At 67.4% G+C, this 23,598-nt stretch carries 14 protein-coding genes; 5 read left to right on the top strand and 9 right to left on the bottom strand.

The annotated features are described in order from the left end of the window. Positions 1-69 precede the first annotated feature (69 nt). The 3 genes from RA25_RS13410 to RA25_RS13420 form a co-directional block, all read right to left on the bottom strand. Entirely contained in the window at positions 70-306 is a 237-nt protein-coding gene (locus RA25_RS13410; protein WP_039146911.1) for a DUF2798 domain-containing protein, read from the bottom strand. A 113-nt stretch (positions 307-419) separates the two neighbouring features. Next, on the bottom strand, positions 420-1,172 hold the full coding sequence (locus RA25_RS13415; protein ID WP_039173047.1) for a hydroxypyruvate isomerase family protein: 753 nt from the start codon (positions 1,170-1,172) through the stop codon (positions 420-422). Positions 1,173-1,440: 268 nt separating this feature from the next. Then, positions 1,441-2,025 (bottom strand): DUF1285 domain-containing protein, encoded by a 585-nt coding sequence (locus tag RA25_RS13420; protein ID WP_039173051.1) that lies wholly within the window; start codon positions 2,023-2,025, stop codon positions 1,441-1,443. Between the two features lie 64 nt (positions 2,026-2,089). Here RA25_RS13420 and RA25_RS13425 point away from each other — a divergent pair, with 64 nt between their 5' ends. From RA25_RS13425 to RA25_RS13440, 4 genes are read left to right on the top strand one after another with little or no spacing between them, the layout of a single operon-like run. Then, positions 2,090-3,097 carry an AAA family ATPase gene (locus RA25_RS13425; protein WP_039173054.1) on the top strand — a complete coding sequence of 336 codons (1,008 nt, stop codon included), beginning with the start codon at positions 2,090-2,092 and terminating at the stop codon, positions 3,095-3,097. Beyond that, on the top strand, positions 3,094-3,987 hold the full coding sequence (locus RA25_RS13430) for a DUF58 domain-containing protein (RefSeq protein ID WP_039173057.1): 894 nt from the start codon (positions 3,094-3,096) through the stop codon (positions 3,985-3,987). Before RA25_RS13425 ends, RA25_RS13430 begins: the two co-directional genes overlap by 4 nt. Continuing rightward, complete coding sequence (locus RA25_RS13435) at positions 3,984-6,791, top strand: DUF4159 domain-containing protein (RefSeq protein WP_039173059.1); 2,808 nt, start codon at positions 3,984-3,986, stop codon at positions 6,789-6,791. Before RA25_RS13430 ends, RA25_RS13435 begins: the two co-directional genes overlap by 4 nt. A gap of 9 nt (positions 6,792-6,800) precedes the next feature. Then, on the top strand, positions 6,801-8,843 hold the full coding sequence (locus RA25_RS13440) for a membrane protein (protein ID WP_039173062.1): 2,043 nt from the start codon (positions 6,801-6,803) through the stop codon (positions 8,841-8,843). Positions 8,844-8,990: 147 nt separating this feature from the next. On the opposite strand, the gene RA25_RS13445 is transcribed toward RA25_RS13440, so the two are convergent. The 3 genes from RA25_RS13445 to RA25_RS13455 form a co-directional block, all read right to left on the bottom strand. Beyond that, entirely contained in the window at positions 8,991-9,839 is an 849-nt protein-coding gene (locus tag RA25_RS13445; RefSeq protein ID WP_039173067.1) for a 2-keto-4-pentenoate hydratase, read from the bottom strand. A gap of 27 nt (positions 9,840-9,866) precedes the next feature. Continuing rightward, complete coding sequence (pbpC, locus tag RA25_RS13450) at positions 9,867-11,828, bottom strand: penicillin-binding protein 1C (protein WP_052254255.1); 1,962 nt, start codon at positions 11,826-11,828, stop codon at positions 9,867-9,869. A gap of 182 nt (positions 11,829-12,010) precedes the next feature. Then, entirely contained in the window at positions 12,011-17,461 is a 5,451-nt protein-coding gene (locus RA25_RS13455) for an alpha-2-macroglobulin family protein (protein ID WP_193747978.1), read from the bottom strand. A 150-nt stretch (positions 17,462-17,611) separates the two neighbouring features. Here RA25_RS13455 and RA25_RS13460 point away from each other — a divergent pair, with 150 nt between their 5' ends. Beyond that, a complete protein-coding gene (locus tag RA25_RS13460) occupies positions 17,612-19,963 on the top strand; it encodes a response regulator (protein WP_039173069.1) in 2,352 nt (783 codons plus the stop codon). Between the two features lie 243 nt (positions 19,964-20,206). Here RA25_RS13460 and yaaA read toward each other — a convergent pair whose 3' ends face one another. The 3 genes from yaaA to RA25_RS13475 form a co-directional block, all read right to left on the bottom strand. Then, complete coding sequence (gene yaaA, locus RA25_RS13465; RefSeq protein ID WP_039173072.1) at positions 20,207-20,971, bottom strand: peroxide stress protein YaaA; 765 nt, start codon at positions 20,969-20,971, stop codon at positions 20,207-20,209. A 29-nt stretch (positions 20,972-21,000) separates the two neighbouring features. Beyond that, positions 21,001-23,058 carry a DNA helicase RecQ gene (recQ, locus tag RA25_RS13470; protein WP_039146889.1) on the bottom strand — a complete coding sequence of 686 codons (2,058 nt, stop codon included), beginning with the start codon at positions 23,056-23,058 and terminating at the stop codon, positions 21,001-21,003. Positions 23,059-23,183: 125 nt separating this feature from the next. Beyond that, positions 23,184-23,471, bottom strand: coding sequence for a YggT family protein (locus RA25_RS13475; RefSeq protein ID WP_019295027.1), 288 nt, complete (start codon positions 23,469-23,471; stop codon positions 23,184-23,186). Positions 23,472-23,598 lie beyond the last annotated feature (127 nt).

A 23,598-nucleotide genomic window follows, 5' to 3' on the forward strand; every position in this document is an offset into this window, starting at 1 on the left:
ACGGCATCTTATGCCTTGCTGGATTACACATTTCAATTCACGAATGTGTATTCCAGCCTGCCGCGGGCATCATGCCGCATCCGGCGGGCGGATGGCGATAGCCACGATCCGGCGCACCAGCGGCGCCACCGCCAGCACAACCGGGAAGGCCACCGGCCAGCTGTAGGCCCAGGCGGTCAGCCAGGCGGCGGCAAAGCCCTCATCCGTGCCGGCAACCCGCAGGGTGGAGATGCCCGACACGATCGAGGACATCATCAGCGACATCAGGAAACCGGACAGAAGCGGGGCAAAGCGGGCGGGGATCATGGCGGCCTCCTTGGCAGCGGGACACGGGGTTCTGCCGGAGATATGCGGTGCCTTGACTGCGGAACAATCTGCGCCGCTGCACAGATATCTGCGCAGACGGACCAGGACGACGGTCAGCCCATCCAGCCCAGGCTGTCCTCGGTGCGGCGGGTCGAAGGGGTGTATTCGGCGCTGACCCAGCCGCCATAGCCGCTGGCGTCGATGGCTTCGAACAACTCTTGAAAGTCCACCGGCCCGGTGCCCGGCTCGCAACGGCCCGGCGCGGCGCCGATCTGCACATGCACGGCGCGGGGGCCGAAGGTCTCCCACACTTTGAGCGCGTCGCCGTGGATCATCTGCGCGTGGTAGGCGTCGTATTGCAGGCCGACATTGGGGCGGTCCACCGCGTCCAACACCTCCACCGCGAGATTGTAGTCGTCGAGGAAATAGCCGGGCTGGTCGCCGCTGTTCAGCGGTTCGATGGTGAACATCTGTTCCGGCGCGCGGTCGGCGGCCCATTGCAGGTTTTCTATGAAGGTCCGCTGCGCATCCGCGCCCTTGGCATAGCCCGCCATCACGTGGATCTTGCCCGCCTTCAGCGCCTCGGCGTAGCGCAGCACCCGGCGGATGTCGCGCTGGAAGCGGTCGGTGCCTTCGGGCACCGCCGCATAGCCGGGCATGCCGCCGGTGTAGTTCGGCGGCGGCGCGTTGATCAGCAGCAGCCGCAGCCCGTTGGCCATCAGCGCGCGCTGGGTTTCCTTGGCGGCGAGTTCGTAAGGGTAGAGGATCTCCACCGCCTCAAACCCTGCCGCAGCGGCGGCCTGGAACCGGTCGAGATAGGGCAGCTCAGCAAACAGCAGCGAGATATTGGCCGCGAAGCGGGGCATAGGATTCTCCTTGTTGACTGATGGTCTAGCGCCGCGCGGCGGGGCAGCCAAGGCGTCAAAAGAGCAGAATTTTCCTATTAAACTTTCGTTAACCAGAGGCTGGCTGGTTTTTGCCGCACGTCATACGCGATTGACCGGATCACCAATTGCTGAAGAGGGCAGCGCCCGTCCCGCGTGGGGAGGGCGAGAAGCGCGCGCCCCGTTGGGGGGCGGGACGGGCGCTGCCCGGCCTTTCGTCCGGGCGGTAGATTTGTGGATGGCCGGGAGATTACTCCACCTCAATTTCAGCGGACGGAATCAGCGGGAAGAACGTGCCGCCGGACCAGACGCCGAACCAATCGCCATGGTGTTCGCCCAGATCCGCCAGCCGGTAAAAGCTCTTGCGGTCAATCAGCGCCTCCAGGCCCGCGCGGATCATGACATAGGGGGACGGCTCGCCGGTTTCGGGGTCGCGCTCTGCCCGGATCATGTGGTCCGGCCCGGCTGCGGCACTGTCGCCAATGTTGGTGGTGAAGGTGATCATCTGATCGCGCCCCTGCCCGGCCACATCGAAATCCACCGCCACAAAGGGGGCGTCCTCGACGGTGATGCCGACCTTTTCAACCGGGGTCACAAGGTAGTACTTGCCGTCCTCCAGCTTGAGAATGGAGGCAAACAGCTTGACCAGCTCGAACCGGGTGAAGGGCGTGCCGAGGTAGTACCACGCGCCGTCGCGTGCGATGCGGATGTCCAGATCGCCACAGAACGGCGGGTTCCACAGGTGGACGGGCGGCAATCCCTTGCCCTTTCCGGCTGCTTTTGCCGCCGCGGCAATGCCTTCGGCATCGGGGGTCACGGGTTTTTGTCCGCTCATTGCTTTTGCCATTTCCTGTCAGCACGATAGAGTAACAGCATATATCCGGGAAACGAGGAATGTCATGCCTGAAACGGACGATCTGCTGAGGGATATCGAAGCGCTGGAAGCCAAGCTGCAGAAGGCGCGCGAATCGATCACCAGACGCTTTATCGGACAGGAGCGGGTGGTGGACCTCACGCTGTCGGTTTTGCTGTGCGGCGGCCACGGGCTGCTGATCGGCCTGCCGGGGCTGGGCAAGACCCGGCTGGTGGAAACCCTCAGCACGGTCATGGGGCTGGATGGCAACCGCATCCAGTTCACCCCCGACCTGATGCCTGCGGATATTCTCGGCTCGGAAGTGCTGGACACGGCAGAAGACGGCCACCGGTCGTTCCGCTTTGTGCCGGGGCCGGTGTTCTGCCAGCTGCTGATGGCGGATGAGATCAACCGCGCCAGCCCGCGCACCCAATCGGCGCTGTTGCAGGCGATGCAGGAGCGGGTGGTGACAGTGGCGGGCGAGGACCGGTCCCTGGGCGCGCCGTTCCATGTGCTGGCGACCCAGAACCCGATCGAGCAGGAGGGCACCTATCCGCTGCCGGAGGCGCAGCTGGACCGGTTCCTGCTGCAGATCGACGTGAATTACCCGGACCGCGCAACCGAGCGGGATATCCTGCTGGCGACCACCGGCGTTGAGGAGGACGAGGCCTATCAGGTGTTCACGGCGGGAGAGCTGATCGCGGCGCAGACCCTGCTGCGGCGGATGCCGGTGGGGGAATCGGTTGTCGAGATGATCCTGGATCTGGTGCGGGCCTTCCGCCCGGATGAGCCGGGCGTGTCGGACCATGTGGCGCAGACCGTGGCCTGGGGGCCGGGCCCGCGGGCGGCGCAGGCCTTGATGCTGGCGGTGCGGGCACGGGCGCTGCTGCAGGGGCGGCTGGCGCCCAACGCAGAAGACGTGCTGGACATGGCGAAACCGGTGCTGAGCCACCGGATGCAGCTGAACTTTGCCGCGCGCGCACGGGGTGAGAGCCTGGCGGCGCTCATTGAGGAAACCGCAAGCGAACTGGCCCGGACCGGGGCCGCCGCGTGACAAGGCCTGCGGCCTCTGACGCTGCAACCGGATTGCGGCACCGGGCGGAGGCCGAGGCCAGCGCCCTGCCGCCGCTCTTGGTGCAGGCGCGGCATCTGGCAGGCTCTGTCCTGATGGGCGAGCATGGCCGCCGCCGGGCTGGCACCGGCGATGATTTCTGGCAGTACCGCCCGGCGCAGGCCGGCGACAGCCGCCGGATGATCGACCACCGGCGTTCGGCCATGGGCGACGTGCAATATGTGCGCGAGCGGGAGTGGCAGATTGCCCAGACGGTGCACCTGTGGGTCGATACCGGTGCCTCGATGCGCTTTGCCTCCACGCCGAAGCTGCCACAGAAGGCGGAGCGCGCGCGACTGCTGGGGCTGGCGGCTGCGGTGCTGATGGTGCAGGGCGGCGAGCGGGTGGGCCTCACCGGCGGCACGCTGCCGCCACGGCGCGGTAATGTGCAGATCCTGCGTCTGGCGGAGGCTTTGTCGGATGACGATGCGGAGGATTACGCCCCGCCCGGCCACCGGGCGCTGATCCCGCATGCGCGGGCGCTGTTTATCTCGGATTTTCTGGGTCCTTTTGAGCCGGTGGAGCAGGCGCTGTCCAAGGCTGCTGCGCGTGGGGTGCGTGGCGTGCTGCTGCAGGTGCTGGACCCGGCAGAGGAGGCTTTCCCATTCGCAGGCCGCACGCTGTTTCAGAGCATCGCGGGCGGTGTCACACATGAAACACTGAAGGCCTCTGCCCTGCAGGAGCGCTATCTGGACCGGCTGGCAGAGCGGCGGGACGCGCTGGAGCGGCTCTGCCGCGAGGCCGGCTGGCGGTTCGGGCAGCACCACACGGGCGATCCGGCACAGGCGGCGCTGATGTGGCTTTACCACGCTTTGGAGCGGACCGCGCCATGACCATGATTGCAGGCATCGGCTTTACCGCTCCCTGGCTCTTGCTGGGCTTGCTGGCCCTGCCGGTGCTGTGGCTGCTGCTGCGCGCGATCCCGCCTGCGCCGAAACGCCAGCCGTTTCCGGCGGTGACGCTGCTTCTGGGGTTGAAAGATGACGAGAGCCTGTCGGACCGCACACCGTGGTGGCTGCTGCTGCTGCGCCTTCTGGCGGTGGCGGCGGCGATCATCGGCCTGGCGGGGCCGGTGCTGAACCCCGCGACCGAAGATACCGGCGGCAGCGGGCCGCTGCTGATTGTGATGGACGCCAGCTGGGGCGGCGCGGCGGGCTGGAAGCAGACCAGCGCCCAGGCCGGGGTGCAGCTGGACGAGGCCGGGCGGGCGGAGCGCCCGGTAGCGGTGCTGCGGTTGAGCGCGCCGGAACCCCTGCAATTCCGCGCCGCCAGCGGCTGGCAGCGGCAATTGGCCGGGCTGGTGCCGCTGCCCTGGCAGCCGGGGCCGGAGCAGCTCGCGCAGGCGCTGGAGGCGATTGGCGCCGCCGAGGGCGGGTTTGACACCGTGTGGTTCAGCGACGGGCTGGATTATCCAGGCCGCGAAGGGCTGATCGAGGCGCTGGGGCAGCGCGGCGAGATTGAAGTGTTTGAACAGCCGCTGCCCGTCTTGGGTCTGATGCCCGCGAGCTATAGCGGCAGCGCAATTGAGCTGACAGTGCAGCGCAGCCGCGGCGGGCCTGCGCAGGAGGTGTCCGTGGTGGCGCAGGGCAAGGACCCGGGCGGCACCGAGCGCAGTCTGGCGTCGCTGCCGCTGCGGTTTGCGGATGGGGCGCGGGAGGCTTCGGCTGAACTGTCGCTGCCTGCGGAGTTGCGCGCGCGGCTGTCCCGGTTTGAAATCCGCGGCGTGACATCGGCGGGCGCGGTGGCGCTGACCGATGACTCGTTGAGGCGGCGGGAGGTGGCGCTGGTCTCCTCAGAAAGCGCCGACGAGGGATTGGCGCTCTTGTCGCCGCTGCACTACCTGCGCCAGGCGCTGGCGCCCTCGGCAGAGCTGCTGGAAGGCGCACTGCGGGACCTGCTGCCGGCCAATCCCGATGTGATCGTGCTGGCCGATGTGGCGCGGCTGGCGCCGGCGCAGGAAGAGGCGGTGATCGAATGGGTCGAGAACGGCGGCCTCCTGCTGCGCTTTGCCGGACCTCGGCTGGCCGCGAGCGATACCGCGCGCAACAGTGAAGAACCCTTGATGCCGGTGCGCCTGCGGATTGGCGGGCGCAGCATCGGCGGCGCCATGAGCTGGGGCGAGCCGAAGACGCTGGCGCCCTTTGGCGAGGGCTCGCCGTTCTACGGGCTGGAGGTGCCGGGCGAAGTCTCGATCAGTTCGCAGGTGGTGGCGCAGCCGGACCCGGAGCTGGCCGGCCGGGTGATTGCGGAACTGGCGGACGGCACGCCGCTGGTCACACGCAAGACGCTGGGCCAGGGCCAGGTGGTTCTGTTTCACGTGACCGCCAACGCGGAGTGGAGCAGCCTGCCGCTGTCGGGCCTGTTCGTGTCGATGCTGGAGCGGCTGGCGGTGTCCTCCTCGGCCGCGCAGCCCAAGGCCGGGGATCTGGAAGGCACCACCTGGACGCCGGTCGAGGTGCTGGATGGTTTCGGCCGGCTGGAGGCAGCAGAGACGCTGCCCGGCGTGGCAGGCCCGGATCTGGTGGCGGCACCCGCGGGGCCGGAGCTGCGGCCCGGGGTTTATGACGGCGGGCGGCGGATGCTGGCGCGCAATGTGCTGCGCCCGGATGATGAGCTGATGGCCGCGCGCTGGCCGGCCTCGGTTGCCGTCAGCGGCTATGGCGCGCCGCAGGAGCTGCCGCTGGGCGGTACGCTGCTGACGCTGGCGCTGGGGCTTCTGGCGCTGGATGTGCTGGGCACGCTGGCGGTCTCCGGCCTGCTGGGCCGCGCCCGCACCGCGGCGCTGGCTGCGGCGCTGGGGATCGCAGCACTGGCCGCGCCGCAGGATCTGCGGGCGCAGGACGCCCCTTCCCCAGCCCCCTCGCAGGAGCAGACGCAGGCGGATCTGCGGGCAGCGGCGCTGGCCTCGGAACTGGTGCTGGCGCATGTGCTGACAGGCGATCCGCAAGTGGACCGGGTGGCGGCGGCGGGCTTGCGCGGGCTGACGGACACGCTGTTCTTCCGCACCTCGGTTGAGCCTGCCGCGCCGGCCGGTGTCGACCTGGAGCGCGATGAACTGGCGTTTTACCCGCTGCTCTACTGGCCTGTCACCCGCGATCAGCCGCTGCCCTCCTCGGAGGCTTATACGAAGCTGAACACCTATCTGCGGTCCGGCGGGATGATCCTTTTTGATACCCGCGATGCGGATCTGGCGGCCTCTGGCGCGACCAGCCCGGCGGCGCGGCGGCTGCAGCAGATTGCGCTGCCGCTGGACATTCCGCCGCTGGAGGTGGTGCCGGAGGACCATGTGCTGACCCGCGCCTTCTACCTGCTGCAGGCCTTCCCCGGCCGCCACGGGCGCGGTCCGGTCTGGGTTGAGGCGGCGCCGCCGGATGCGGAACAGGCAGAGGGCATCCCCTTCCGCAATCTCAACGACGGGGTGACGCCGGTGGTGATCGGCGGCAACGACTGGGCCGCGGCCTGGGCGGTGGATGAGAACGGCCGGCCCTTGCTGCCGGTCGGGCGCGGCTATGCTGGGGAGCGGCAGCGGGAGCTGGCGTTCCGGTTCGGCGTCAACCTGGTGATGCATGTGCTGACCGGCAACTACAAATCCGACCAGGTGCATGTGCCGGCCCTGTTGGACCGGCTGGGGCAATAGGAGCGCGCGATGACACAGACGATCCTGTTTGACCCGCTGGTGCCCTGGCCGGTGATCTGGGCTGCCGGCGCGGTGACCCTGGCCGCCTTGCTGCTGGGCCTGTGGAAAGGGCTGTCCGGCTGGGCGCTGCGGGCGCTGGCGGCGCTGGTGCTGCTGGCGGCTCTGTCTGGTCCGGTGCATCAGAGCGAGGACCGCGCGCCGCTGAGCGATATCGTGATCGTGACGGAAGACCAGACCGCCAGCCAGCAGTTGCGCGACCGCCCGGAACAGACGGAGCGCGCGCGCAGTCAGTTGAAGGCGGCGCTGGCGGACCGGCCCAACACCGATGTGCGCTGGGTCACCGTGCCGGATGGCGAGGGCGACGAGGGCACAAGGCTGATGGCAGCCGTTGCGCAGGCCTTGGCGGATGAGCCGCGGGCGCGGGTGGCGGGGATCATTGCCCTGAGTGACGGGCAGGCGCATGACACCGATCAGCCGGTGAACCTGCCCGCCCCGATGCACCTGCTGCTGACTGGCCGCGAAGACGACTGGGACCGCCGCCTGATCGTGACGAACGCGCCTGGCTTTGCCATCATCGGCGAGCCGGTCAAGCTGACGCTGAGGATCGAGGATCAGGGCGCGGTGCCGGCTGAGGGCGGTTTTGCAGATCTTGAGGTTTCAGTCGCGGGCGGGCCGCCGAAGCGGTTTGCCCTCCCCGTCGGCGTCGATTTCGAACTCCCGATGGTGCTGCAGCACGGCGGGCGCAACGTGATCCAGTTCTCTGTGCCGGAGGAGCCGGGCGAGCTGACCGCGCGCAACAATCAGGCGCTGGTGCAGATCAACGGGGTGCGCGACCGGCTGAGGGTCTTGCTGGTGTCGGGTGAGCCGCACGCGGGCGGGCGCACCTGGCGCAACCTGCTGAAGTCCGACAGCGCTGTGGATCTGGTGCATTTCACCATCCTGCGCCCGCCAGAGAAGCAGGACGGGGTGCCGGTGGAGGAGCTGTCGCTGATCGCCTTCCCCACCCGCGAGCTGTTCCTGGAGAAGATCGAGGATTTCGACCTGATCATCTTTGACCGCTACAAGCGGCGCGGCATCCTTCCGGCGGTCTATCTGGACAATGTGGCCAATTACGCGATGGGCGGCGGTGCGGTGCTGGTGGCGGCGGGCCCCGATTTTGCCAGCGCCGACAGCATCTATCGCTCGCCGCTGTCGCTGATCCTGCCGGCAGAGCCTTCGGCGCGGGTGCTGGAGGAAGCCTACCGTCCGGAAGTGACCGATCTGGGCAAGCAGCATCCTGTGACTTCGGGCCTTGAGGGCGCTGCAGACTGGGGCCGCTGGCTGCGCCAGATCGAGCTGCGGACGCCGGAGGGCCATGTGCTGATGAGCGGTGCCGGCGAACGCCCCCTCTTGGTGCTGAACCGGGTGGGTGAGGGCCGGGTGGCCCTGCTGGCTTCGGACCACGCCTGGCTGTGGAGCCGCGGATATGAAGGCGGCGGGCCGCAGCTGGAGCTGCTGCGCCGTCTTGCGCATTGGATGATGAAAGAGCCGGAGCTGGAAGAAGAGGCGCTGTGGGCCGAGGTGACGGGCCAGCGGATGCGCATCCTGCGCCGCACGCTGGCAGGTGGGGTGGGACCGGTGACGGTCACTGCGCCCGATGGCTCTACCGTGGCGCTGAATCTGCGTCAAACTGCGCCGGGTCAATGGGAAGCCCGCTATGAGGGGCCGGAGCCGGGGCTGTACCATCTGCAGGAAGGCGAGGAGAGCACGGTGGTGGGGCTAGGTCCTGCGGCACCGAAGGAGTTTGAGGAAACCATTGCCACCGGGTCTGTGCTGGCACCGCTGCTGGAACCCCTGCGCGGCGGCGTCCTGCGGCTGGAGGACGGGATGCCGTCCTTGCGCAGCGTGCGGGCCGGGCGGCCTGCCTTCGGGCGCGGCTGGATCGGCCTGACCCCGCGGGAGGCTTATGAGACGCTTTCAGTGTCCCAAGGCCCGCTTCTGCCCGGCTGGCTGGCGCTGCTGCTCGCGTCCTTCTTCCTCCTCGCAGGCTGGCTGCGTGAGGGGCGGCGGTAGGCGGCTGCCGCAGCCGGGGCTCTCCCGCCTTTCGCAGGTTTTCTGGCAAAAACCCGCGAGCGTTGGGCCAAGCGCCGCGCCAAAGGCGCGGCGCGGGTCGCTTCGGGCACAGCCCGAAGCGAAATACCTCCTCCCGGCCGCAGCGGATTATTCCGGGAAAAACACCTCAACAACCGGGTCACCCGGCAGGCCCTGATAGATCACGCTGACCCCGCCCTTGGTCTTTTGCGGCGGAAACAGCGGACCGAAGGAGCCGACGGAAATCAAGTCTCCGGATTTGAACACCACCCCCTTGGAGCGCAGCCACAGGGCGGCATTGACCGGGTTGCCCAGCACCGCCCGGCCGGGCGCCTGAACCAGAACGCCGCCCGCCGCATCGCGCATTGTAACCGACATCTCCTCCAGCATCCGGGCCATTGCTGCCGGGTCCTGCACCGAAAGTGGCACGCCGAGGACGCCGAGACGGGTGCCAACCCCCATTGCAGTGATCGTCTCAGCCGTGAAGGGCTGGCCCTTGGCAAGCGTCAGGTCGGGCAGTTCGATAAAGGGGCGGATGGCGGAGATATGGGCCAGGGCCTCCTCTGGCGTGGTTGCATTGTTGATGCCGTCATCGGCGACCACCAGTATCAGGTCGGCCTCAACCATCGGGATGGCGCCCCAAGGCGCATCCAGGGTAGCGCCGTCCTCAAGCATCATATCCCGGAACAGCAGGCCCCGTACCGGTTCGGCGGCGCCAAAACGCTCCTGCGCGGGTTTGCTGGTGAGGCCGGCCTTGTAGCCGATCACCGGCCCCAAATGCGGCTCCAGCGCGGCGGCGAGTTTGGCCTGGGAGCAGAGCGCATCCTCCATGCTGCCGCCGGGGGACAGCGCCTGCGCAGGGGTCTTGGCCAGGTAGCTCTCCATGAACGCGGCGACTTCGGCATCACTGGCGCAGGCGGCCATGGCGGCGGGGGCCGTAGCGGCAAGGGCGCAGGCGGCGAGCAGGGGCTTCAGCATGAAAGGGCCTCGAAGAAAATTGCGGGATCAATCGATCCGCAGGTTAACCCGGTCGGAACGGCCGGCGCCATCGACAATCACCAGCGAGGAGAAGCCGGGGCCGGGGCTGGGCAGGGAGAACTCGCGCCTGCGCTGGCCCGAGAGCACCGGCTGGCCGTTGGCCATCACCAGAAACGGCGCGGTGCCGCCGCGGAGTTTCAGAGTGAGGTCAGCACCCTCCAGCATCAGCCGGGCGCCTTCGGGCGGAAAGATCAGCTCCGGTGCGTCTGCTGGTTCAGAGAAGGCCGCATCCCGCGGGCGGAAGCGCTGCAAGGGCGGCGGCAGGTCTGCGGAGCTGACGATCAGCGTAGCGGGGGGCGGCGGCGGCAGAGGATCGAGCGCGGGTTTCAAACGGCCAAAGGCCTCAAACAGCACCGGTGCAGCCAGGTCGCCGCCGAAGATGCCGGGCACCGGCGTGCCGTCGGCACGGCCCATCCAGACGCCGATCACGTGGCGCCCGTCCCAGCCGATCGCCCAGGCATCGCGGTGGCCATAGGAGGTTCCGGTCTTATAGGCGATGGTTCCGGCCCGCGCACTGGCAGGGACCGGCAGCCCGCGCAGGATGTCAGCGACCTGCCAGGCGGCCTCGGGGGAAGTGAGGCGGCCTGCGGGCTGCAGCGCGTTGCCCTGCATCATGCGAAGGCGCGGCCCCTGCCCGCCTGCGGCCAGCCCCGTGTAAAGCTGCACCATGTCCTGCAGGCTGATGCCGAGTCCGCCGAGCGACAGCGCCAGCCCTGGCGCGCCGCCGGGGAGTTCCGGGCTGGCGCCGCTGGCGCGCAAGGACGCCATCACCCGGGCCGGGCCAAGCTCTTGCGTCAGTTTCACCACGGGGATGTTGAGGGACAGGTGCAGCGCCTCACGCACGGTTATGTCGCCGCGGAATTCGCCGTCGAAGTTCTGCGGCGCGTAGCCTGCGAAATTGACCGGGCCGTCGTGGACCAGAGTTTCCGGATGCGCCAGCCCCTGGTCGAAGGCGAGACCGTAGATCAGCGGTTTCAGAGTGGAGCCGGGAGAGCGGATGGCCTGCGTCATATCGACAAAGCCGCGGCGGGTGGCGTCGGAGTAGCCGGGAGAGCCAGCCATGGCCAGAACCTCACCCGTTTGGTGGTCAGCGGCGATGAGGGCGGCGGAGAGGTGCGGGCCAGAATTTCGGGCAGCCTCTGCCAGCAGGGTTTCCATCCGCGCCTGCACGGCGCCGTCGAGGGTCAGGTGCAACTGGCGCTTACCGGGGTGATTTGCCGCCACCCGGTCTGCCAGATGCGGGGCGAGGCGCGGGAAGGCAGCCATGCGGTGTGGCAGCGGGGTGCGGCGGGCGGCTTCGGTTTGTTCGTTGGTCAGGAGACCCTGCCGCTGCATTCGTGCCAGCACCCGGTCGCGTGCATCATTCGCGGCTTCAGGAAAACGGTCGGGACGGCGGCGTTCGGGGCTCTGCGGCAGGGCGACCAGCAGCGCGGCCTCAGCCGGGGTCAGGCGCTTTGGCTCCTTGGCGAACCAGCTGTAGGTCGCAGCGCGGATGCCTTCCGCTGCACCGCCATAGGGAGCGTGGGTCAGGTAGAGGGTGAGGATCTGATCCTTGCTGAGACGGCGTTCCAGCGCCAGCGCCACTCGCATCTGCCGCAGCTTGCCCGCCCAGCGCCCGGTGGTGCCGTCTTCCAGCAGGCGCGCCACCTGCATAGTGAGGGTGGAGCCGCCGGAAACGGCGCGGGTGTTCCACAGCGCCTGGCCTGCAGCGCGCAGGAGGGCGATGGGGTCAACGCCGAAGTGGGAGCGGAACCGTTTGTCCTCGTAGCGCAGGAGCATCTGCAGGAAGCGCGGGTCGACGTCGGCCGGCTGGACGGCAAGGCGCCAAAGGCCGTCGCCCACGGGGTAGGCACGCAGCAGCTTGCCGTTGCGGTCGAGGACTTCAGTGGATGTCTCGGTGAGGGTGAGAGGGAGGTTTGTGCGGTCTATCCAGGTGTCAAAGGCCCGGTGGGCCGAGAAGGCAGCGACAAGACCAAGCGCTAGAACAGCCGCACCCCATTTCCACTTCCTGCCTGGCCGATAGGCCGGGCAGCGCCCGTCCGCCCCCCCGGGCGGGCGATACTCGCCCCCCCGCGGACGGGCAATGCCCTTAGTTCTTTTGAACAGGCGTTTCACCTAACCTCCACACGCCCTGCCGCCGTACGGGCGCGGTAGGCCGGGCGGTACATGTCCTCGACCGAGGCCGCCGGATGGAGGAACACGCCGGATGTCACTGCACGAACCACATAGGCCAGCGTCACCTGTCCGGCGTCGCGCACATTCACCGCCGCCAGGAAGCGGTCGCTGCGGAACTCGGCGTGTTCCGCCTCAGCCGGGTTCAGCCAGTCGAGATCGCGCAGATCGCCGGAGCGCAGGAGGTTGGGGTTGTCGATCTCAAATCCCGCAGGCAGCGGGTCGTTGATCATCAGCCGGGCGCCGGTTTTCTCATGCGGCGTCACCCGCAGGACGGCGACAAAGCGGGCGCCTGCTTGCACGGACTGCACCTCCAACGGCTGCCCCTCCAGCGTGTAGTAGCTGCGCTCGATGGTGTAGCCGAAGCCGCCCGCGGCCGGCGGAACCTCTGGCACGCCAAGGGTGGTGAGGGTTATTTCAGCTGTTTTGCCGCTGGCGGCGGTCAGTGCCAGTTCCGGCACGTCCTGACCGTCAGCCGCCTGCACAAACGGGCCCTGGACCGGCTGGCCGTTCACGAGCAGACCTGAGTCCTCGGGATTCTGCGCCAGCGCATGGGCGGCCATCAGGGTCCACGCGGATTCCTGGGTGGAGCGATAGCCGCTGGCGTTTGAAAGCCGCGCGGACAGGCCGACGCGGTCCACGGCCTCTGATCCGGCTTCCGCCGCCAGAGCCAGAACGCCCGCGGTGTCGCGCAGGCGGGTGCCGAAATCGGCGCGCCAGAGGCGGGCTTCACCTTGGCTCTCGGCACCGATCATCTGCGCTGCGCGGGCGAACATCCGGTCAGCGCGGCGCTGGTCGCCATAGGCCGCAAGTGCTGCTCCTAATTGGGCAGCGGCGAGGGGGGTGGCGAAACCCTCACCCTTCACATCCGCATAGTAGCGCAGGTCGCCCATCTGGGCCGCGCCCTCCCGCGCCAGCACCAGAAGGGCATAGGCGATCTCCTCGCCGCCGATGTCGAAATCGGCAGCATAGTTGATGCGGTTGCGCAGGTTGTCCATTGCCTGGGCAAAGGCCTGTTGCGGCACCTCATAGCCTTGCGCACGGGCGCGGCTGAGGAAGTCGCTGGCATAGGCATCCAGCCAGAACTCGCCGCTGTCTGCCCGCCAGAGGCCGAAGGCTCCGCTGGGGGCCTGGCGGGTCAGCACCTGGCGGATAGCGGCGTTGATACGGGCATCCACCGCCGAGCCGTCACCCAGACCTGCGGCCTGGGCGACAGAGCTCAGGTAGAGGAGCGGCAGCGCCTTGGAGGTGACTTGCTCCGTGCAGCCGTAGGGGTACTGGTCCAGTTCCGCCAAGAGGCCCGGCACGTCGAACTTGGCGAGCGGGCCGGAAGAGATAATGGCGCGGGCGGTGCCCGGGCGGAGGCCCACGAAGACGTCCTTGCTGAACAGGAAGGTGTCACCGGCTGCGAGGGTGAAACGGCGGGTTTCCGAGGTCACCGGATCATTGGCACGGACGGGCATCCGCAGGTCTTGCCGCAGCTCCTGCCCGTCCGGCGTGGTGAGGGTGAGGGTCAGCGCGTGGTCGCCCACGGTTTCAGCGGTGACGGGGAGTTCCAGCACTGCCTTGCCCTGATCTGCCAGAGTGACGGAGGCTGGCAGGCTGCCGAGCGTCAGGCCGCCGGCGGTGGCTGCCGTCAGCTGCATGTCTCCGGCGGGGCCGTCTGCGTGGACGATTTCAATGCGGGCGCGGCTTTGATCGCCCGGCGCCAGGAAGCGCGGCAGCGAGGCAGTGACTACCACCGGGTCGCGCACCAGCATGTCGGCCTCCGCCTGTCCCACAGCCTTGCCCGACCAGGCGACCGCCATCAGCCGCACGGTGCCGTTGAAGGCGGGGAGCATCAGGGGGAATACGGCCTCGCCATTGGCGTCCACTTTCAGCGGGCCGGAGAACAGCGCCACAAGGTCCTGCGTTGGCGGCGGCGATTGCATCTTCATGCCGCTGTCCGCATCACCGCCAGAGCGGATCCGTCCCATCGCACCGTTGCCGGGGTCAATGAGGCGGCCGTAGACGTCGCGCAGCTCCATCCCCAGGCGGCGCTGGCCGTAGTAATGCGCGCTGGGATCGGGGCTGGTGAAGCCGGTGAGGTTGAGGATGCCGAGGTCGACGGCGGCTACCGTCAGCCAGACCTCCTCGCCCTCAGCCGCGCCGTCCACGCGGAGTTTTGCCACTTGGGTGCCGCGCGGGCGGACAACGTCGGGGACGTCAATCGCGACCTGCAGCTGCTGGCCGGGCTGGGTGACGCTGGCATGGGCCAGGCCCAGCGCGCGCAGCGGGGTGCGGCCACGGTCGCCAGCCACGGGCTGGATCACGGTGGCGGTCACATAGGCGCCGCTGCCCCAATCCTGCGTGACCTCCAGCGGGATCATGGTTTCGCCTGCCGGGACCTCCACCGCGATGCGGTGGACCAGGTGGTTGGAGACCACCGAAATCAGCGCCGTGCCCGCGGCCTGCGGCACGATGCGCAGGCGGGCGGTGTCGCCGGGGGCATAGCTTTCGCTATCCAGCGACAGCTCCAGCCGGGCGGGGGTCTCGGTGCTGCCCTCGGGCGCGTACCAGCCGGCATAGAAGTCATAGGCGGCGGAGGCATAGGCGCCGTCAAGACGCTCCACCACCAGCTCATAGCGGCCCCAGTCAACGGGCTGGGAGAGCGCAAGCGGATCGCTGCCCAGCTGCGCCTCGCCGGTGGCGATACGGGTGCGGCGGGTGATCGGCTCCCAGTTCCAGTTGCCGTAGAGCTGATACCATTGATAGCGGGTTTCGACCCGGTTCAGGGTCCATTTCACGCGCATCGGCATCGGGGTCAGGTCCGGGGCCAGGGCGATGAGTTCGAAGCCTGCCTCAGAGCCTTCTGCCGCGACCTCGTCAAACATGGGTTTGATGCCAAGGACCGGACCAGCGGGGCGGACCGGCAACTCCAGCGTGCGCTCCACGGGGCGCGCGGCACCATCGGCAACGCGGGTGGTGAGGGTTGCCAGCAGAGGCTTGCCCTCTGCGGGGGTCGCGGCGGGGAGGCTGGCCGGAAAAGTCGCACTGCCGTCGGCTCCGGTCTCCTGGCCGCCGAAATATTCGGTTTGGGCAGAAGACGCCTCATCATAGCGGCCAAAGCGGAAGCCGGGCCATTGATCCAGTGTGTTTGCGGCGGTGAGGCGGAGGCTGCCCTCCACCTTCAGGCCCGCGCCCGGCGCTCCGAACAGGTAGTCGGCTTGCAGATCAATCTGGGCTGCACCGCCCGGCTGGAGGGCATCTGCATTGGCGACCTTCTGGGTAAAGTCGATGCGCTCAGGCAGGAAATCCTCAACCAGGATCTGGCGGCTGGCCAGCGCCGGGGCCTTGAGGTCGCTCTTGATCTCGATCCGCCAGGTGCCGCGCGGGGCGGCGGGGCCGGTGGCAAGGGCAAAGACATGGCCGCCCTGATGGCCTGCGGCGGAGGTCTGGCGGGTGTATTCCACGCCGTCCGGGCGCAAAAGGATTGCGGTGAGCGGCAAGCCGTCGATGGCTTGCGCGTTGCTGTCCCGGACCAGCGCGGTCACATGCACGGTTTCCCCGGCGCGGAAGGCGCCGCGGGTGGTCGCCAGGAACACATCCACCGGCCCCGGGGCGGGACGGCCCGAAACGCCGCGGTCGGAGAGGTCAAAGGCGGCATCATTGAGGGGCAGGAAGGTGAAATCCCCCTCCCCTGCCCGCGCGGTGATCAGCGCCGGTGCCGCGCCGCTGGTTCCGCGGGTGAGGCCTGGGGCAAAATGCACATATCCGCTGGCGTCGCTGCTGGCGGTCGCCAGAACCTCATTGGCGGCGGAGATCAGGTTGACCTCGGCATCCGCCTGCGGTTTGGCATCGCGCAGCCCCTGCACCTGCACATGCAGCCCGTCGCTACCGGACATGGTGCTGAGGCCGAGGCCGGTCAGCACAAACCACTGGGTGGCGCCTGCATCGTCATAAGGATCAGCGCCCGGCACCCGGGCGGTTAGGGCGTAAAGCCCCGGCTTCTTCTGCCCAGTCAGCGCATCTTCCAGTGGCAGGCGGCTGGTCATCACCTGATTGATGGCGGTATCAACGCTGGCACTGCCGGTCCAGATTTCCTCGGCAATATCCGAGGCAAAATGCTCATCCTCCCACTGGGAGAGCGGCTTGGCGAAATAGCCCTCCTGCAGAGTGCGCAGCACGTTGCGGCTGCTGACCCGGCGCAGGTGCAGGTCGAGGTCCGTGACATTCACAGTTTCCACCGGCAGCGCGGCCTGACCGCCTGCGGGCAGCACATAGGCGCGGTCCGGGAAGCGGACCTGCGGGGAGCGGTCGCGGACATAGTGGGTCAGCTCCACGTCCTTCAGAAGCTGCTCGCCGCTGGCGGCGGGCAAGCCGCGGCGCAGGGTGATGCGGTAGCGCTTGCCGTGCTCCACCCCGTCCACACACAGCTGGCGGCCCTGAGCGGTAACGGCCAGGCCGCCCTCGCCCATGCGGACATAGTTTTCGTAATCAGTGCCGGCCTGTTCCAGATCCTCCGAAAACTCGGCACAGATGCGCGGTGCGGCACTGTCGCTTTCCACCGAGCTGGAGGTGACGCGGAAGCCGTATTTCCGGATGGCATGGTTCAGCAGCTCGGCGTTGGCCTTGAGAGGAATGATCTCCTCCGCCAGATGCAGGAGCGGCAGCATATCCCGCCCGCGGCCCAGTGATTCCACCGACTCAGCTGCCTGGCGCAGCGCCTGGGCCTGCGCCTCGGGTGCCTCTGTCCGCAGGTAGCCGTTCAGCGCCGCGGAATAGGCCTGCACACGGTAACGGCGCTGCTGGCTGCGGCTGTTGCTGTCCTTGGCGGCACGCAGCAAATATCCTGAAAATTGGGTCCAATCCGCAGCCTCATCGCTCAGCACCGCGGCCTGCGCCATCCAGCGCAGCGCAGCCAGCGACTCGCCGCCCCGAAGCAGGGTGCGGGCAGCGGTGCGGGCCTCATCCGCGTTATTGGTTTCCAGGGGGTAGTCCAGTCCCATAGTGCGGGCTAATCCGGCGGCGCGCTGCAGTTCCTGATCCGACAGGAAATCCAGCCGCGCGGCGCGCGATGCTGCGGCTGCGGCCAGCCCCGCGGCGGCGGGCTGTTTCACGGCCGACAGGGCGCCCGCATAAGGGCTGGATTGTCCCAGCGCGGATTTGGGGAAACAGGCGTTTGCCCTTTGATTGAACACGAATCCAGCGCAGCCCGCCTGCGCTGAGCAAGCCCGGGCGCAGGACGCGGCATCGGTGTCAAACAGCGGCTGCAGGTCGGATCCGAAGAAATCGGTATCCGCGTAAGCCTGGTAACGAAACTCAGGAACCGCCTGCTGCGCCTGGGCAGCCGGCAGAAACACAACAAAAGCAATGAAATAGAGAAAAGCAGAAGCAAACAGACGCGGCATGGCACCCTCCAATACTGGGGGCAGGCTGGCACGGGCTTAACGTCATAGCAAGATTCCTCCGCGTAACAAAAAGGGAGAGCAGCGCCGCTGCCCTGCGCGCAGAAATTGCTGGGCGCTATTTTGTGCTGATGGATTGCGGAGTTTGCAGGGATGAGCCTTGCTGACAAACTGGCGGAGGAACGGCGGGCAAGGCTCGCCGCCGAACGGCTGCTTGAGCTGAAGCAAGCCGAGCTGTCCGCTGCCAACCGCAAACTGGGCCGCCACGCGCTGGCGCTGACCAAGCAGATCGGCCAGACCCAGGCCGAGGTCGCCACCGTGCGCGACGAAAACGCCAAGGTGAAATCCGACCTCCATACCGCCAACGAGAAGATCGAGACCGCCGAACGGCGGCTGTGGCATTCGATCCAGGCGTTTCAGGACGGGTTTGCCTTCTTTGACGCGGCCGGCCATCTGATCGGCGCCAACACGGCTTACCTCAACATCTTTGACGGGCTGGAAGAGGTCACGCCGGGCATCACCTACGCGCGGATCCTGGAGCTGCTGATCGAAGAGGGGCTGATCAGCACCGGCAGCATGAAGGCCGGCGACTGGCATGCGATGATGACAGAGCGCTGGAAGTCCGATTCCCCGGAACCGGTTGTGGTCCAGCTCTGGGATGAGCGTTACTTGCGGCTGATTGACCAGCGCGGCCATGGTGGTGATGTGGTGACGCTGGCGCTCGATATCACCTCAACCGTGCGTTATGAGCAGGAACTGCAGGATGCCCGCGCCCGGGCCGAGGCGGCAAACCGCGCCAAATCCGCCTTCCTCGCTAATATGAGCCACGAGATCCGCACCCCGATGAACGGTGTGGTCGGCATGGCGGAACTTCTGAACGACACTGAACTGGACGATGAGCAGCGGCTTTATGCCAAGACCATCAAGAACTCGGGCGAGGCGCTGCTGGTCATTATCAATGACGTCCTGGATTACTCCAAGATCGAGGCCGACAAGCTGGAGTTGCACCCGCAGGAGTTCGACCTGGAGCGCAGCCTGCATGAGGTGGTGATGCTGCTGCAGCCCACTGCCCGCGACAAGGGGCTGGCGCTGCTGGTGGATTACGACCTGTTCCTGCCCACCCGCTTCACCGGCGACCCGGGCCGCATCCGGCAGGTGCTGACGAACCTGGCCGGCAATGCGGTGAAATTCACCAAGACGGGCCATGTCACTCTGCGGGTGACCGGCATCACCTCCCCCGAAGACGGCCAATGCGCGGTGCATGTCACTATCGAGGATACCGGCATCGGCATCCCTGCCGACAAAATCGAGCATGTGTTCGGCGAATTCAACCAGGTCGAGGACGAGCGCAACCGCAAGTTCGAGGGCACCGGCCTGGGGCTGGCGATCTCCAAACGCCTGATCGAGATGATGGGCGGCGAGATCTGGGTCGACAGCGAAGAGGGCAAGGGATCCTGCTTTGGCTTCCGGGTGCCGCTGCCGGTGACTGGCCCGGCTGAGCAGGCGCTGCCGAAACTGCCCGGCAGCCTGCGCCATGTGCTGCTGGTGGATGATGTGCCGCTGAACTGCGAGATCCTGCAGAAGCACCTGCAGATGCTGGGGCTGCAGGTGACAACGGCCGGCACTGCCGCCGAGGCGCTGGCGGCGATGCAGGGCGGCATCAGCCTGGTGCTGAGCGGCCATAACCTGCCTGGTTTGGACGGCTTGCAGCTGGCCCGCGACCTCAGGGCTTACGGCTGGGACCGGGTGCCGGTGCTGCTTCTGAACTCCAGCCCGCATGCTGCCATTGGGCCAGATGTGCGGCAGCTGGTCAGCGGCGTGCTGCAAAGCCCCGCACCGCGCAGCGATCTGTTCAGCCAGCTGGCCCGGATCGGCAGTGACGCCGCGGCTCCGGCCCCGGTTCCCGCCGCGCCTGCTCCAGCGGCGCCTGCTTCAATAGCCCCCGCAGCTGCTCCTGCGGCACCGGCTGTGGTGCCGGCTCCCTCACCCGTGCCTCCTGCACCTGCTGCGGCGGTGCCGGCACAACCTGCTGTCCCTGCTGCCGCTGCCCCGCCTGCAGCCCCTGTCGTGCGCAAGATGCGGGTTCTGGCGGCGGAGGACAACAAGACCAACCAGCTGGTGTTCCGCAAGATCGTGAAGGAGCTGAACATCGAGCTGCAGTTCGCCGGCAACGGGCTGGAGGCGGTGGAGGCGTTCAAGACCTTCCGCCCTGACCTGATCTTCATGGACATCTCGATGCCGGTGATGGACGGCAAGGAAGCCACGATGGAAATCCGCAGGCTGGAAGCCGGGACAGGCACCCATGTGCCGATGGTGGCGCTGACCGCACATGCAATGGCAGGCGATTCCGAGGGTATTCTGGCTGCCGGGCTGGACCATTACCTGACTAAACCGCTGCGCAAGGCGCTGATCCACGACCAGATCCGCAGTCATGCGCCTGCAGGCGTTAAACCGGTGGAGGCTGATGGTCCGCCTGCCCAGGCTGCCGCGGGCGGCGCACCCTAAGCAGGCCCCGGGGCCCTATTGCCAGCCGCTTTCTGCCCGCGTCCCAAGGCTCGGTGGGCAAGGCTTTGGGTCCGCCACAAGCAGCTGAGGCTGCGGCCGTCACAATCTAATCCTGTCTTGACGCGCCGGAGACGCCCTTATGCGGCCTTGGGCCCGGCTGCGCGTTCCGCGCGCTGCCGGGCCCAACCGGAACGGTGCATTCTTTGAATGTGCCAGAGCGGGCGGGAGCCTCCCCGCTCTCACTCAGGATTTGCGCAGGAAGACAGGCTTGTCCGGCTCCGACATCTGCGGCTGGTAGGCATAGCCGCCGGCATCGAAGTCCTTGAGGCTTTCGCTATCCGTCAGCCGGCGCTGGATGATATAGCGCGCCATCGCTCCGCGGGCGCGCTTGGCGTAGAAGCTGACCACCTTGGGGGTGCCGTTCTTGTCTTCCATGAACACCGGGGTGACCACCCGCAGCTTCAGCGCTGCCAGATCCACCGCACCGAAGTATTCCTGGCTGGCGCAGTTCACCAGCACCTCTGCGCCAACGGCCTCTGCCTGCGCGTTCAACGCCTCGGATATTTGCCTGCCCCAGAATTCATAGAGGTTCTTGCCGCGCGGGTTCTTCAGCCGCGAGCCCATCTCCAGCCGGTAGGGCTGCATCGCGTCCAGCGGGCGCAGCACGCCGTAAAGGCCCGACAGAATGCGGAAATGCTCCTGCGCCCAGGCCATTTCATCGGCGTCCAGCGAGGCGGCCTCCAACCCTTGATACGTGTCACCGGCAAAGGCCAGCGCCGCCGGGCGGGTGGCGTCTGTCTTGGGGTCGGCGGCAAAGTCCTGGAAACGGGCATGGTTCAGCTTGGCCAGATCCTCGCTGATGTGCATCAGCTTCATCAGGTCTGCCACGGATTGTTCGCGCGCCACATCCGCCAATTCCACCGCGTCGTCATGCAGCGCGGGCCAGGTCATCTCCTGATCCCGTTCCGCCCAGTCCAGCTTCTTGGCCGGAGAGGTTACTACCAGCATATCTGCCCCCTTCTGCTCTTGGCGCGACCCTAGCCCGCGCCGCGCAGGACGTCCAGAAATGCCGAGGCGAAACGTTCGGCGCGGCGCTCCCCTAACAGCCTTGTGATGCCGGCCTCGTCGCCAGCACGCAGCTGCGCCACCTTGGCCAGCAGCGACGCCGAACAGCTTAGCGGCTTCAGCGTGCCGCATGCACCGCGGGCGAGCTGTGCCTGCGCTTCCAGCAGCCCGTCAAAAACGGAACCGGAGTCCCGGCCCGCCAGCTTGCGCCGTGCCGGATGCAGCTGCTCAACCGCACCGGTGATCACGCCCAGGAAATCATCGCCGTAGCGTTCCAGCTTCTTGGCGCCAACGCCATTGATGCGCGCCATCTGGTCGAGGGTTTCCGGGCGCAGCTCGGCCATCTCGATCAGGGTGCGGTCGGGGAAGATCACATAGGCCGGCACTTTCTGCGCCTCGGCCAGCGCGCGGCGCTTGGCCTTGAGCGCCGAGAGCAGCGGGGCGTCCTCCTCGGAGACCAGCGCCTTGACCGCCGGGCGGCGGTCTGCGGATTTGATGGTGTCGCGGCGCAGCTCAATGGACTGCTCGCCGCGCAGGATCGGCAGCGCCGCTTCGGTGAACCGCAGGGCGCCGTGGCGTTCCGGGTCCGGGCGCAGCAGGTCATGGCCCATCATCTGCCGGAACACCGCCTGCCACTGGCGCTTGCCAAATTCCTTGCCGCAGCCGTAGACCGACAGTTCGTCATGGCGCTTGGCGCGGATCCGCTCGTTGTCGGCACCCAGAAGGATGTCAATCAGATGGCCGGAGCCGAACCATTCCTCTGTCCTGAGCACCGCCGACAGCGCCTTTCGCACCACTGTAGTGCCGTCGAACACATCAGCGGGCGTGTCGCAGAGATCGCAATTGCCGCAAGGCTCCGCCTCTTCGCCGAAGTAGCCCAGCAGCTTCTGGCGGCGGCAGCGCAACGCCTCGGCCAGCCCCAGCAGCGCATTGAGCCGGGCGTGATCGGCGGCGCGGCGTTCGGGCGGGGCGAGGCCCTCGTCGATCTGGGCGCGGCGCAGGCGGATGTCGTCGGGGCCGAACAGGGTCAGGGTTTCGGCCGGCGCGCCGTCGCGGCCCGCGCGGCCGATTTCCTGGTAGTAGGCCTCTATGGATTTCGGCAAGTCGGCATGGGCGACCCAGCGAATGTCGGGCTTGTCGATGCCCATGCCGAAGGCAACCGTTGCGACCACGATCAGACCGTCCTCGCGGGCAAAGCGGGTCTCGACGATGCGGCGGTCCTCAGCCTCCATGCCGCCGTGGTAGAAACAGGCGGAATGGCCTGCTTCGCGCAGCGCAGCAGACAGCGCTTCGGTTTTGGCGCGGGTGCCGCAGTAGACGATGCCGGATTGCCCTTTGCGGGCGGCGGCGAATTCCAGGATCTGGCGGCGCGGGCTGTCCTTGGCGCCGAATGCCAGATGGATGTTTGGCCGGTCAAAGCCGCGCAGGAAACTGCGGGGGGCCTCGCCGTCGAAGAGTTTCTGGACGATTTCTTCCTGCGTTTCCTGGTCTGCTGTCGCAGTGAAGGCGGCCAGCGGCACGTCCAGGGCGCGGCGCAGCTCGCCGATGCGCAGGTAGTCGGGGCGGAAGTCATGGCCCCACTGGCTGACGCAATGGGCCTCGTCCACCGCAATCAGGCTGACGCCGATGCGGCGCAGCATCCCCATGGCCGCACCGGAGGCGAGGCGTTCGGGGGCCATGTAGAGGAGCTTGAGCCGCCCGGCCTCGATTGCCTCCCAGACCTGTTCGGTCTCTTCATCGGTGTTGCCGGAGGTGAGGGCGCCTGCATTGACGCCGGCCTCCTGCAAAGCGCGGACCTGATCGCGCATCAGCGCAATCAGGGGAGAGATCACCACGGTGATGCCGTCGCGCAGCAGCGCGGGCAGCTGGAAGCACAGAGACTTGCCGCCGCCGGTGGGCATGATCGCCAGCACGTTTTCCCCGGCGGTCACGGCGTCGACGATCTCCTCCTGCCCCGGGCGGAAGGCGTCAAAGCCGAAAATCTCGCGCAGAATGGGAGTCGCGCCGCTGAGGGCGGTCATATCCGTCATGGGGGCGGAGGGCCTCGTGGTCAGTGCTGCTCTTCTTTGGCAGGCACAATCCCACAGGAGGCATGAGGCGGCAAGGCCCGCAGGTAAAAAGCCCGGCAGGAAACGCCGGGCCGGAGATTTTCAGATCAGTAGAACGCCGAGACGTTGTTCACCAGGATGATGCGCAGCGCATAGACGCCGATCAGCACCGCCAGCGGCGCCAGATCAATGCCGCCCATGTTGGGCAGGATGCGGCGCACCGGCGCGTAAAGCGGCTCCAGGATCCGGTTCAGGCCGTACCAAATCTGCCCCACCAGCTGCTGGTGAAGGTTCAGGACCTGGAAGTTGATCAGCCAGCTCATGATCACATGGGCAATGATGAAGAACCAGACCACGTCCAGGATCAGCATCAGGATTTGGAACAGCGAGACCATCGGTATTTCCCTCTTTCGAACAGCCTCACAGGTAAGCAGACGCAGCGAAATGCGCAAGGCTTCCGCGAGGTTGCGGTTGACGCGCTGTAAACGGGTGGCATCACGGGCACATGCCATCAAGGAGCGC

Origin of the sequence: Leisingera sp. ANG-S5 (assembly GCF_000813925.1) — a bacterium.
Taxonomy (GTDB): domain Bacteria; phylum Pseudomonadota; class Alphaproteobacteria; order Rhodobacterales; family Rhodobacteraceae; genus Leisingera.